This is a genomic window from Furfurilactobacillus milii (genome assembly GCF_021654115.1).
In the GTDB taxonomy this organism is placed as follows: domain Bacteria; phylum Bacillota; class Bacilli; order Lactobacillales; family Lactobacillaceae; genus Furfurilactobacillus; species Furfurilactobacillus milii.
This window is the reverse complement of sequence record NZ_JAIWJF010000002.1, coordinates 387,217-399,567: the sequence shown is the minus strand read 5'-3', so window position 1 is coordinate 399,567 and position 12,351 is coordinate 387,217. Positions and strand designations below refer to the sequence as shown.

11 protein-coding genes are annotated in these 12,351 nt (G+C 42.1%); all 11 read right to left on the bottom strand.

Annotation, left to right across the window (positions count from 1 at the left end; translation table 11 throughout):
• Positions 1 to 138: 138 nt before the first annotated feature.
• Positions 139 to 1,701, bottom strand: coding sequence for a ribonuclease Y (gene rny, locus LDK34_RS04315; protein WP_017261194.1), 1,563 nt, complete (start codon positions 1,699 to 1,701; stop codon positions 139 to 141).
• A 143-nt stretch (positions 1,702 to 1,844) separates the two neighbouring features.
• Positions 1,845 to 2,633, bottom strand: a complete 789-nt coding sequence (locus tag LDK34_RS04310; RefSeq protein ID WP_178942729.1) for a hypothetical protein — start codon at positions 2,631 to 2,633, stop codon at positions 1,845 to 1,847.
• On the bottom strand, positions 2,623 to 3,480 hold the full coding sequence (locus LDK34_RS04305; protein WP_178942730.1) for an ATP-binding cassette domain-containing protein: 858 nt from the start codon (positions 3,478 to 3,480) through the stop codon (positions 2,623 to 2,625). The genes LDK34_RS04310 and LDK34_RS04305 overlap by 11 nt, the downstream gene beginning before the upstream one ends.
• Entirely contained in the window at positions 3,452 to 3,847 is a 396-nt protein-coding gene (locus LDK34_RS04300; protein WP_178942731.1) for a GntR family transcriptional regulator, read from the bottom strand. Before LDK34_RS04300 ends, LDK34_RS04305 begins: the two co-directional genes overlap by 29 nt.
• A gap of 115 nt (positions 3,848 to 3,962) precedes the next feature.
• A complete protein-coding gene (locus LDK34_RS04295; RefSeq protein ID WP_178942732.1) occupies positions 3,963 to 5,765 on the bottom strand; it encodes an FtsX-like permease family protein in 1,803 nt (600 codons plus the stop codon).
• Positions 5,766 to 5,778: 13 nt separating this feature from the next.
• The gene (locus LDK34_RS04290; protein ID WP_161004280.1) at positions 5,779 to 6,537 is read right to left on the bottom strand and encodes an ABC transporter ATP-binding protein; all 759 of its coding nucleotides are present in this window, start codon (positions 6,535 to 6,537) and stop codon (positions 5,779 to 5,781) included.
• A gap of 177 nt (positions 6,538 to 6,714) precedes the next feature.
• Positions 6,715 to 7,836: a recombinase RecA gene (recA, locus tag LDK34_RS04285; RefSeq protein WP_178942733.1), complete on the bottom strand. Its 1,122-nt coding sequence runs from the start codon at positions 7,834 to 7,836 to the stop codon at positions 6,715 to 6,717.
• Between the two features lie 90 nt (positions 7,837 to 7,926).
• A complete protein-coding gene (locus LDK34_RS04280) occupies positions 7,927 to 9,177 on the bottom strand; it encodes a competence/damage-inducible protein A (RefSeq protein ID WP_178942734.1) in 1,251 nt (416 codons plus the stop codon).
• Positions 9,178 to 9,327: 150 nt separating this feature from the next.
• Complete coding sequence (gene pgsA / locus LDK34_RS04275) at positions 9,328 to 9,912, bottom strand: CDP-diacylglycerol--glycerol-3-phosphate 3-phosphatidyltransferase (protein WP_178942735.1); 585 nt, start codon at positions 9,910 to 9,912, stop codon at positions 9,328 to 9,330.
• 21 nt (positions 9,913 to 9,933) lie between these two features.
• Positions 9,934 to 10,881 (bottom strand): helix-turn-helix domain-containing protein, encoded by a 948-nt coding sequence (locus tag LDK34_RS04270; protein ID WP_178942736.1) that lies wholly within the window; start codon positions 10,879 to 10,881, stop codon positions 9,934 to 9,936.
• A gap of 104 nt (positions 10,882 to 10,985) precedes the next feature.
• On the bottom strand, positions 10,986 to 12,308 hold the full coding sequence (yfmH, locus tag LDK34_RS04265; RefSeq protein ID WP_236941510.1) for an EF-P 5-aminopentanol modification-associated protein YfmH: 1,323 nt from the start codon (positions 12,306 to 12,308) through the stop codon (positions 10,986 to 10,988).
• Between the last annotated feature and the right edge of the window lie 43 nt (positions 12,309 to 12,351).

Sequence of the window (12,351 nt, the reverse complement as noted above, 5' to 3'; positions counted from 1 at the left end):
GTCTAAGTTTAACATTTTTTGCGGTCACTGTCTGGGTTGATTCGAACACGTGGTCCCTACTAAAAATAATGCTTAACAACAAAGAAAAACGACATCAGCCAAATCTCGGCTAAGTGTCGTTTTATGCTATTAAGTCACCTATTTGGCGTACTCGACAGCTCTCGTTTCCCGAATAACGGTCACTTTGATGTGACCAGGATATTCAAGATCATTTTCAATTTCATTCTTTATGTCACGGGCAATGACCGTTGCTTGAAGATCATCGATATCCTGAGGCTTAACGATAACCCGCACTTCACGGCCTGCCTGAATGGCATAACTTTGTGCCACACCATCGTGACGGTTAGCAATTTCTTCCAACTGTTTCAAACGCTGAATGTAATTTTCAAGCGATTCGGAACGTGCACCTGGTCTTGCTGAAGAAATAGCATCCGCAGCGCCAACCAAGACAGCGATGATAGATGTTGGTTCAACATCACCATGGTGAGAAGCAATTGTGTTAATAACAACTGGGTTTTCATGGTACTTAGTTGCCAATTCAACCCCTAATTCAACGTGAGATCCTTCGACTTCATGATCCACGGCCTTACCAATATCGTGTAATAATCCTGCGCGCTTAGCTAACGCAACATCCTCACCAAGTTCAGCCGCCATCACAGCGGTCAACTTAGCAACTTCAATAGAGTGGTTCAAAACATTTTGACCATAACTGGTTCTGTAGTTCATTCGACCAATTGTCTTAATTAAATCAGGATTCATAGCTCGAATGCCCAAATCAAAGACGGTTTGTTCACCAATTTCACGGATTTTATCATCCATTTCCTTGCGTGCTTTTTCAACCATTTCTTCAATTCTAGCCGGATGAATCCGACCATCAGCAATCAACTTTTCCAACGCCAACTTAGCAATTTCACGACGAACGGGATCAAACCCACTCAGCACAACTGCTTCCGGCGTATCGTCAATAATGAGGTCAATTCCAGTTAACGTTTCAAGTGTCCGGATGTTACGACCCTCACGACCAATGATTCGGCCCTTCATGTCATCATTCGGCAATGTAACGACCGTCACTGTATTATCAGAGACGGTGTCTGCAACACTCCGCTGAATGGCAGCAACAATCAGGTTCTTAGCTTCCTTATCAGCGGAGATTTTGGCCTCTTCTTCACTTTCTTTAATCAGCACAGCTCGTTCATGAGCCAACTGATCCTTTGTTTCCTGAATAACTAAATCACGTGCTTCGTCTTGAGACAAAGCCGCCACTCGTTCAACTTCTTGTTGTCGCTTATCGATGAGGTCTGCTGCTTCTTGCTGTTGCTGTTTCAGTGCATCCCGATCACTGGTTAACTTGTCTTCTTTACGTGTTAATTGAGCTTCACGCTTTTCAAACGTATTATCCTTGCGATCCAGAGCTTCTTCACGTTGCAATAACCGATCTTCTTGCTTTTGAACCTCTGCACGTCGATCCTTTAATTCATTTTCAACGTCCGTTCGGTACTTGTGGTTCTCTTCGCGAGCCTCAAGCAAAGCCTCTTTTTTAGCGGTTTTTGCATCCTGGTGAGCTTTCTTTAGGATGGCTGCGGCAGAATTGTTGGCATTGTCAATATCGCGTTCGTGACGCTTCTTGGCAATAGCAAGTCCGCCATACAGACCGGCAATAATAGCGATGAGCACGAGGATTATGGTTACAACGTAAACCATATTTAATTCCCGCCCTTCATCAAAAATGGCTGACCGTTAAGCCAGCCGCAAACTTGTAAGATGTTAAATTGATTATTTACACAATTTCAGTTTACTGATAAACGAGCAAGCTGTCAATAAACGATGGCTAACGTTTGTCTCCATTAAACTCGTCTTAGGCGTAGCAAACGGTTAAAGTAGTAACTAACAGCCAAGCAGATTGCACTTAAAATAAAGTTTGTGATAACTAAATTTAATGGGTGTTGATAGCGAATGTAGCCATCAAATCCGTACATCACCCGGAATAGACTTCCCAACCAAGTCGATGTGAATGAAATCGGTTGACCACCATTTGTACCGGCGTACAAAATAAATGTCAGCAGGCCAAGACCAATGATTGGCGCAACAACAAATGTAATAATCTTCCACCTAGTCGTCATTAGCCCCAATACAGAGCCAACTAGCATACCGAGTGCCAGCGCTAACGTCAACGTACTCAGTGCACGAATCCAAAACCAAAAAATATCAATATTGCCATGTTGAATGAAGTGACCAAATTCTGCGCGACCCGCGCTTTCAAACGTTCGCATCCCCAGCGGCTGTGCTACCAGTAGCCGATATAAAACATTAATAAAGGAAATGCCAACAGCAATTGTCATCAGGCTCAGTAATTTTCCTGTCCAATAAGTGCGCCGTGAAATACCATTTTGAACAAATAATTCAAATCCCTGATACACAAGTGCGCCGACTACAAAGAGAAACAAGACCATAATCGACTCTAACGCATTAGTTGCGAGATACGGTTTGAGTGGCAGCGCTGCTTTAAGACCACTGGTCATCCATCTGATCAAAAACGGAATGAACCACAAGCCAACGAACGAAGCTAAATAACCCCATCCCAGTAGTTTTGCATCACGCTGAAGACGAAATTGATAAACTGGTTTAATCTTCATGACTATCCTCCGTTAATGCCACAAACAGATCCTGCAAGCTCAAAGACTGTTTAGCAATTCCCTCTGGTAATGCCGGCGATCCAATCATTGTTACAATTGCCCTCGTTTCATGTCCAAATGAACTTTGCGACAGCACTTTAACATTAGGCAAGAACGTTGCCATTGCATCGCTTGGCCCAGCTAAACGATATGATCGGGCCATCAGTGCCTCGACAGGCTCAGCCAGTTTAATTTGACCCTGATTAATCACAATCACATTATTTAGAATCGTTTCTACTTCTTCAATCAAGTGGGTCGCAATAATAAAGGTTCGCGGACGGTCTGCATACGTGGTTATCAACTCGCGGTAAAATAGTTCACGATGTCCAGCATCAAGGCCAAGAACTGGTTCGTCTAACATGATGTAATCTGCCGGTACGCAAAGTGCAACAATGTCCTTAAAAATAGTTCGGTAACCCGTCGATAAGCGTCCAAAACTAGTGCGTGTATTTAACCCAAATGCTTTAGCTAAATAGTCAGCATAGTCAACATCAAAATCGCCATACAGTTGCTTCGTGATCTTAAATAAGCTACTTACCCTTTCACGCGCGGGATACAGGTTATCTTCGCTGGCCAAAAAAAGTCGTTGTAAAACATGATCATTTTCGTGAACTGATTGACCGTCAATTGTTATTTCACCACTTGATCGCGGAATTCGGTCGGCAACCATATTTAGTAAAGTACTTTTGCCAGCCCCGTTACGACCCAGTAGACCATAAATTGTTTCCGGTTCAAACGTTAGATTGGCACTGTGAAGGAGCATTTTGCGTCCTGCGTGCTTAGTCAATTTTGTGATTGTCAGTGCCATTATCTGCATACCCCCGTTTAATCATCTCTGCCAAAACAGCTTCCGAAAGACCGATTTGCCTTGCGGCATTAATCAGTGGCTGAATGTTGTCTTCATAAAATTGGGTACGCCGCTTGTCCGTAATCCGTTCACGTGCGCCTTCCAATACAAACATGCCAAGTCCACGACGCTTTTCAATAATCTCATCGTTAACCAAAATATTCATACCCTTTAACACGGTTGCAGGGTTAATGTGAAATTCCCTGGAAATCTCGGTCGTTGACGGCACTTGTTCCCCAGACTTAAAACCATTCGTTAAAATGGCTTCTTCAATTTGTTCTGCCACTTGTAAATAAAGTGGCGTATTGCCATCAAAGTCAAAGTGCATGTTTTTTCTCCAGCCTTAGCTTTCTTTATGTGTTAGCAAGATAAGGATACGCGATTGTCCGTTGCTTCGTCAATCAAGCAATTAACCTAAAATTGATTTTTTACTTTTGAATCGATTAGCCGTTCATCTGTTCTTTAGGAATTACAAGCCGTTCATAGATTAATGTCGTGATTCCATAATAAACACCGTATAAAACACAGAAAATCAAAATTGACCAACCCGTCATTGCATAGGGATGATACATCAGTGGCTTAAACATCTGTAATCCGAATAATACATCGACAATGCCCAAAACACCTGGCAGCGCAAACAGTGTCAAAATTTCACCACGCACCGCCTGCTTCATCAGCGCCCGTCTAGTTCCAATCCGGTTCAGCATATTGTAGCGAACAACATCCTTATTTGCACCAGACAAAATCTTGAACATCAGGCAACTAGCAAGCATCGCCAAAAAGGCAAAGCCGAGGAAAAATCCCATGAATTCTAAGCCACTGAAGAGTGCATTGAACATTTTGTAGGTTTGAAAGCCACCCACTGTCGCCATAGTCGGTACTGGAAAACGTTGCTGTTGAAGTTTCTCTAAACGGTCCAAAATTTTTCGTTGAGCTAGGACATTATTTAAACGAATGATCGTCACTGTGTGAGTAGTGGCCGTGTTTAAATTTTCAAAATCGCTTTGAGTCGCAAACTCACTTTTCTGTTGACCATTTTTCGGAACTAGTCCGGTGAAATCCATATCATCCAAGGCTACCTTCTTAAACTGAGCAATAGGTAGCGTCTTGAGTGAACCGTCGTTTAATGCCTGACGGCTATCCAGCATCGGCAGAGGATGATCAACAAATTCTTGTTCGTTATAGTACACCGTGTTGCCAACAATCTTTTGAGAATAGGTCAATGTGTGCGTGTCGTTCAACTGATTGACCAGGTTGTGTTCCTGTTTGTTCATATCGTTAATTGCCATTGTATAGGCACTAGTCGATTTTGCCATCTGCGGTGCTTGTCGTTGAAAACCTGCACCAACACTAATTGCCCCTAACGCTAAAGCAAATAGTAACGATACAATCGTCAGAATTCGCGTATAGCTACGAACTCTGAACATGATCTGAGCTAATGTAAAATTATGCAATTTTTTGTTAGCGAAATTTGTTTGCTTCAGTAATTCAACAGCACCGACAATAACTGCACTAAATAGCAAATAGCTACCAAGTGTTATTGTCACAAGTGCTAGTGGAACAGCCAGCAGCTGTAACGTCATGATTTTGGCCATAGCAATGTATCCAATTGCTAGTAGCAAAACGCCTGCTACAATTTCCGTTAATTGCACTAATGGCCGCCTTTTCGTTAGATAAACCTCATCATCTATGTGTAACAATTTGAGCACTGGTGTTCTGACCAATTTAGCTAAATTGAAAATGCCAGATAAGAGAAACAAACCGACATACAGACAAATTGTGGTCACAATTGCCGGCCAATAAAGAGCATTAAAATGATGCACAGTCAGCCCCAATTGATTAAATAAAATTTGGGATAGTCCCATACTCATGCCTATTCCTAAAACAATCCCGACGATGGTGGAAATCACACCAATCAGCAGCGTTTCAATAAAAACGAGTTCGCCAATGCGATTCTTTTTAGCACCCAACATCATAAATAAACCATAATCATGTTGTCGCATGCTTAACAAAAATGAATTCGCATAGGCAATGTACACGATTGTAATCAAAATCAGCAAAATCATGCCGAAGATAAAAACTTGTGAAGCCATGGAAATTTGAGTATTGGATTTAACAAATTCACGATTTGTCGCTAAATTGGCAAACATGTAAAAAACGGCTGCTGAGATAATAAGACCGGTAAGTAAAACTAAGTAATCTTTAAAACAATTTTTAATTCCTGCTAATGATAATTTAGTTAACATATCATTCCCCCGCTTACTGTTCAAAAGTACCCAATTGGTTCAGAATTTCTTGATAAAAAGTTTGGCGATTATTGTCAGCTTTTTTTAATTCCTGACCAATTTGACCGTCTTGAATGAACAAGATTCGGTCACAAAAACTGGCAGAAAAAGGATCATGTGTAACCAGTAGGACAGAAACGTGTTGGTTTTTATTAATATCTGTCATTAAATCTAGTAAATCACGCGCAGACTTTGAATCTAAGGCACCGGTTGGTTCATCCCCCATAATGATTGCGGGACGATGAACAATCGCTCTAGCGGCCGCTACGCGCTGCTTTTGACCTCCCGACAGTTCTGTAGGGTATTTAGATAACAAATTTTCAATCGACAATGTTGTGGCCACTTCTTTAACTGCCTTTGAAATTTCCGCTTTCTTTACCCCTTGAAGTGATAAGGGCAAAGCAATGTTTTCTTTAGCCGTCAAACTCTCTAGAAGATTGAAGTCCTGAAAGATAAAACCGATTTCTTCTGAACGGAAATCTGATAATGCTTTTCCCTTGAACCCGGTTATATCTTGCCCATTCACCTCAACACTGCCACTCGTTGGTGTATCAAGTGTAGATAGTAAGTTAAGGAGCGTTGTTTTACCCGACCCTGAAGCCCCCATAATGCCAACAAATTCGCCTTCATCAATCGTAAAGTCAATCCCTTTTAAAGCTTCATATTGTTGTTCATTCTTACGCCCATAGGTTTTGTGTAACCCACTTACTGAAACTACTGGTGTTTTTTGCATGATATCTCCTCCATCACTTATGCGGTTAATTACTTATGTAACTAACTATATAAGTGATGAAGACAAAAGTCAACTTTTTTCTGCAAAAAAAAGACGCTAGCATAATGTCAGCGTCTTTTGAAAATTGATTGGATTTTATTTTTTTAAACGTTTCAATCCTAAGCACAAAGCATCCAGTTAAACATCTAACGTTGTTTCACTGTCCTTTGCTGAAGACTTAGCCGCTTTAGTGGATGATGCTTTTGCTGTCTTAGCGTTTTTCGTATCGTTTTCAGTAGATTCCGAATCTTCATCGTCTGCGTTTCCGTCCATGTTATATGCCTTACGCACTTTATCATAGATTTCTTGACGCATTGCTTGATGCTCATCGGCCTCTAGATAAGCCTTAACATTTTCACGGCCTTGACCGATCCGCTCACCATCATACGAATACCAAGCACCAGACTTGTCGACAATATCCTTGTCAACCGCCATGTCCAGCAGTTCACCCGATTGAGAAATGCCGTGTCCGTACATAATGTCGACTTCTGCAACACGGAATGGTGAAGCTACCTTGTTCTTAACAACCTTAATCCTAGTACGGTTCCCCTTCACTTCAGTGCCATCTTTAATCTGCTCAGCACGACGTACTTCTAGGCGAATTGTGGCATAAAACTTAAGTGCCCGTCCACCCGGTGTCGTTTCTGGATTCCCAAACATCACACCAACTTTTTCACGAATCTGATTGATAAAGATTGCGATGGTCTTTGTTTTGTTAATGGTTCCAGAAAGTTTCCGCAAAGCCTGTGACATCAATCGTGCTTGAAGGCCGACATGAGCATCACCCATTTCACCTTCGATTTCAGCGCGAGGAACTAAAGCAGCTACTGAATCAATGACAACAATGTCAATCGCACCAGAGGAAACTAACGCATCCGTAATTTCCAATCCCTGCTCACCAGTGTCTGGTTGAGACAATAATAAATCATCGACTTTGACACCTAAGGCTTCAGCATATTGGGCATCTAACGCGTTTTCGGCATCGATGTACGCCGCCGTGCCACCCATCTTTTGAACTTCAGCAACAGCGTGTAACGCAATTGTTGTCTTACCTGATGATTCAGGGCCATAAACTTCAACGATCCGCCCACGCGGGTAACCACCTACGCCCAGTGCATCGTCCAGTTTCAGAGAGCCGGAAGGAATCGTGGAAATTTGAGTGTTTACATTTTCACCCAAACGCATAATGGATCCCTTACCAAAGTTTTTTTCAATTTTTTTTAGTGCAGCATCTAAGGCTGCCTGACGTGCATCTGCCAAGGGCAAATCCTCCTTCAATCACATAACCTAATGTCATTATGATACCGAGTAATAGAACAAAAAGCAAGGAAAATCGAACAAAAGTTCGCATCAGTTATGATCGTTGATAGCACGACGAATCAGATCCAATCCGTTTAGTACAGATCGCCAACGATTTAATTGGCGATCATCCGCAAAGTGATATTCATGTGCAACTACTGGTTCGTCACGATATGCTAAGCCAATCCAAACTGTGCCAGCCGGATGACCTTCTAACTCGTCTGGACCTGCAACCCCAGTAAATGAAACCGCGATATCTGTATGCAACAATTTCTTCGATTGCTGTGCCATCCAAATAGCTGTCTGCTCACTAACCACGCCGAATTGATCAATCACAGATTGTGGAACAGCAATCAGCTCATGTTTCGCAGAAGCCGCATACGTTACAAAACCGCCCGGAAAAACAGCTGAAACGCCAGGAACCGATCCAATCGTACTTTGAAATAAACCAGCAGTTAAACTTTCAGCTGCCGTAATACTTAAATGATGCGCAATGAGCTGATTAACAACTACAGTTGCCAAATCGTTATCGTCTCCGTAGCCGTAAAAGTACTGCCCAATGCGATCTTGAACGGTCTTCTCCATTTTATCTAACAAAGCATTAGCAACCTGGTCGTCTTTGGCGTTAGCAGTCAAACGCAACGTGACTTCACCGCTTTTAGCATAGGTGGCTAACGTCGGATTCGTCTGATTATCAATCAAATCATCTAATTGACGCGCCAAATCTGCTTCGCCAATCCCAAAATACCTTAAGACTCGGGACTTTAGCCGCTGTTCAATTTGATACGTATCCCTTAAGACCGGCACGACTGTTCGATCAAACATATCGATTAATTCACGTGGCGGTCCTGGCAGGACTAAAAAGTCTGTCCAGTTTGCCTGATGAATAAAGTCACCGACAGCCATACCATTTTCGTTAGGTAATGAACGGCCACCGTCCACATACAACGCCTGCAAACGATCGTTGTCACCTAGTGACCGTCCAGTCGTTTTATAATGCGTAACAATCTTATTGAGCGCCTGCTCATCAACCACTAATTTCCGGCCTAAATGTCTTGCAACAACTTGCTTGGTTAAATCATCTCGTGTAGGTCCGAGACCACCCATCACAACAACGAGATCACTTCGCTTCTCCGCCAATGCAATGGCATCATCCAAACGTTCCGGATTGTCACCAACTACCTGTTGATGGAATACATTAATACCCAGTCCGGCTAGCCCACGGGCAACATAACTCGCATTCGTGTTGTCGATCTGTCCTAATAAAATTTCCGTACCAACGGCGATAATTTCTGCTTGCAAACGATGTTCACTCCTAACATACGCATTTTAGTCACAAATGTTCGTGCAACTTTAATTATAAAACAGTTTGCACATGACCGTTGCCCTGAAAAATTGAAAACAGTATTAAAAAAGACACCTTCACAATTTGCAAAGGTGTCCTAAAAATCGTTATTTAAACCCATCGCTGAAAACACTCCGATTTTGGACGAAGTAATCAATTCCTGAATAGATCGTGAAGAATAAGCAGACATAAAGCAGAATGCCAGCCATCGGTACATGAATGTTATTAAAGAACACATTATTCAAGAATAACAGAATAATTGATAACATTTGCGTGGTTGTTTTGATTTTACCTGGATAAGCCGCAGCCATCACAGTGCCATCGTTTTCAACAATTAATAACCGCAAGCCGGTGATTGCAAGTTCGCGACACACGATAATTGCAACAACCCAAGCTGGTGCCTTGCCCATCTCAACTAAAATGACAAAAGCAGTCATTACCAGCATTTTATCAGCAAGTGGATCGGCAAACTTACCAAAGTTTGTGACCAAATGCTGTCCCCGCGCAATTCGACCATCCAAAAAATCAGTTAGTGACGCAACAATAAAAATAATCGTGCCAATCAAACTCGTGACCGGAATATTCGTGCCGGCCCACGTAACAACTCCCCAATTAAAGGGAATTGCCATAATGATCAAGAAAACTGGAATCAAAATGATTCGAAAAACCGTTAATTTATTAGGTAAATTCACAATGTGACCTCTGCTTATACGTTATTTCGCTTTACTGGTAGCTGCCTGCAGTTGAATTGTCAGGACACCAGTATTGCCAGTCCCCTTACTAATATCAACATCTTTACCGTTGATTTGAATCTTAGTCGCTGGTCGATTACCAAATGAAATTGCGACCGAAGTTGCGCCGTTAGGTAAGGAGACTGTTTGTGACTTACCGCTTTGCATTGTTCCGACATAAAGTGCAGAACTACCTGCGGGTGTAACTTGCATCCAAGATGCAGCATTGTCAGCAGCAATAGTAACTTTATTCGTAGCAGGAGCATTTTCCAAACGATAGGTGCTGTTACCGCCCGTCGTAGAAACAGAGACTAACTTTGCCTTGCTGTTTTTCTTCGACTTATCTGAACTAGAACTACTACTTGAACTGCTCGAACTTGAGCTACTGGATGAGCTGCTAGAACTACTTGAACTGGCGCTACTTGAGCTGCTGGATTCAGTATCTTTCGAAGAGCTTACCTTAACTGCACTGCTGGAAATCTGACTATTGTTGCTGGACTTATTCCCATTACGCACCGCAAACACCCAAATGGCACCAAGAATAACCACAACTAACAACGTTACTAGTGCAATTGGTAAGATGGAACGTAACCGTTCCAATGTTCCGTTACTTTCGCGCACTTGAGGTGTCTTTTCCCGTGTTGCCGGGGCCTCATCAGCTGGCATAACATGTGTTGCAGCCGCCTGTGGCAACTGATCGTTATAATCTTTTAATAGCTCATCGCCGTTCAAATCAACCGCTTGGGCGTATTGTTTAATAAATGCCCGCACGTAAAAATCGCCTGGCAACTCATCAAACTTGCCGTCTTCAATGGCTATGAGGTAGCGACGTTGAATTTTTGTACTTTGTTGAACGTCATCAATTGTTAAACCCTTTGCATTGCGGGCTTCTTGCAACTTTTGACCAATCGTTGGTGTTTCCTCACTCATAAGATAAAGACTCCATCTTTATAGAATACGTTAATGACACGTTGAATTTAAGTATAGCATAACAGCCTGTTCCTGTTATTGAATTACAAAAACGGTGAATTTTTTTAAGAATTTTCAAGATCTTCCGTATCTTCAGTTGGCAAAACATCAAACACACTAATTCCTTCAGATTGAATTAAGGCTTCTGCCAAAGACTGAACGTCCGCTAAAGTTAGTGACTCTAACAGCTGTGTCTCATCAAGTAAATTAGCATTATCAAACAGCTTGCCTTCATATGCGTTGGCAATTGCTTCCACTGAATTCAACATCATTATATGATGGCCGATTGCTTCACGCTTAACCAATTCAAAGTTTTCAATAGCCGGCTGACCGGATAGGTAATCACTAACATGCTCTAACACATTAATAATCGCCTCTGAAAAACCGTTTGGATCATCGGTATCACTGCTGACGGTCAAAAAGTGGAACCCACGTTCCAAGGAAAAATCATAGTCAAAACTATCATCAATAATGCCAGCATCGTAAAGCTTCAGATACGTCTCACTGGTGTCAGCAAACAGCATATCTAGCAACAAGGATGCAGCCAAACTATATTTTAATCCATCACGCCCACTGGGCACATCGTCTAAACCACGAAGCCCCACAATTGACTTCGGCATTGTGACGTCCAAGTGGCGACTTCGATAAGGAAGAATCTCCGTTTGATCATGATTTTCAATGATCGTTCGGTCAATTGCAGCCGGTTGTTCAAATGCCTTGCCGGCCTGATTTTCTTTAATCCAAGTCATTACTGAATCAGGCTCAAACGCCCCCACAATAAATAAATTCATATTACTTGGATGGTAAAACGTTTGGTACGTCGACATCAATTGCTCTGCCGTAATCTGACTAATTGAATCGACCGTTCCGGCAATATCAATATGAACGGGTTCTGTTGGATATAAGTTGCCCACAATACCCATAAGTAACTGCCAGCTTGGGTCATCATCATACATTTGAATTTCTTGCCCGATAATCCCTTTTTCCTTAGCTACAGTAGCCTCGGTAAAGTAAGGATCTTGAACAAAATCCAAAAGAATATCTAAATTTTCTTTGAGATGACGACTTGCAGCAAACAAATAACTGGTTCGTGTAAAACTCGTATATGCGTTTGCATCTGCACCATATTGTCCAAACAGATCGAATGCATCGTGATCTGCTTTTTCAAACATCTTGTGTTCCAAAAAATGGGCAACCCCATCTGGAATGGTCACTGCTTCATCAGCCCCACGTGGTGTAAACGTTCGATCCGTTGAACCGAAGTCAGTTGTCATTAAGGCATATGTCTTATGAAAACCTGCCTTTGGCAGCAACTGCACCAGTAAACCATTGGGCAGCGTTTCTTCATAAATAGTTTCGCCTAACTGCTGATAATCGTGTTTTTCCACAGTTGTCTCCTTATCAATCAGATACTTTGTAAATTGGCAATTT

What these genes read in the sequence shown, in the direction of transcription:
- LDK34_RS04270 (WP_178942736.1), bottom strand. Translation starts at nt 10,881, where the DNA reads ATGAGTGAGGAAACACCAACGATTGGTCAAAAGTTGCAAGAAGCCCGC.
- rny (WP_017261194.1), bottom strand. Translation starts at nt 1,701, where the DNA reads ATGGTTTACGTTGTAACCATAATCCTCGTGCTCATCGCTATTATTGCC.
- LDK34_RS04300 (WP_178942731.1), bottom strand. Translation starts at nt 3,847, where the DNA reads ATGCACTTTGACTTTGATGGCAATACGCCACTTTATTTACAAGTGGCA.
- LDK34_RS04305 (WP_178942730.1), bottom strand. Translation starts at nt 3,480, where the DNA reads ATGGCACTGACAATCACAAAATTGACTAAGCACGCAGGACGCAAAATG.
- LDK34_RS04290 (WP_161004280.1), bottom strand. Translation starts at nt 6,537, where the DNA reads ATGCAAAAAACACCAGTAGTTTCAGTAAGTGGGTTACACAAAACCTAT.
- LDK34_RS04295 (WP_178942732.1), bottom strand. Translation starts at nt 5,765, where the DNA reads ATGTTAACTAAATTATCATTAGCAGGAATTAAAAATTGTTTTAAAGAT.
- LDK34_RS04310 (WP_178942729.1), bottom strand. Translation starts at nt 2,633, where the DNA reads ATGAAGATTAAACCAGTTTATCAATTTCGTCTTCAGCGTGATGCAAAA.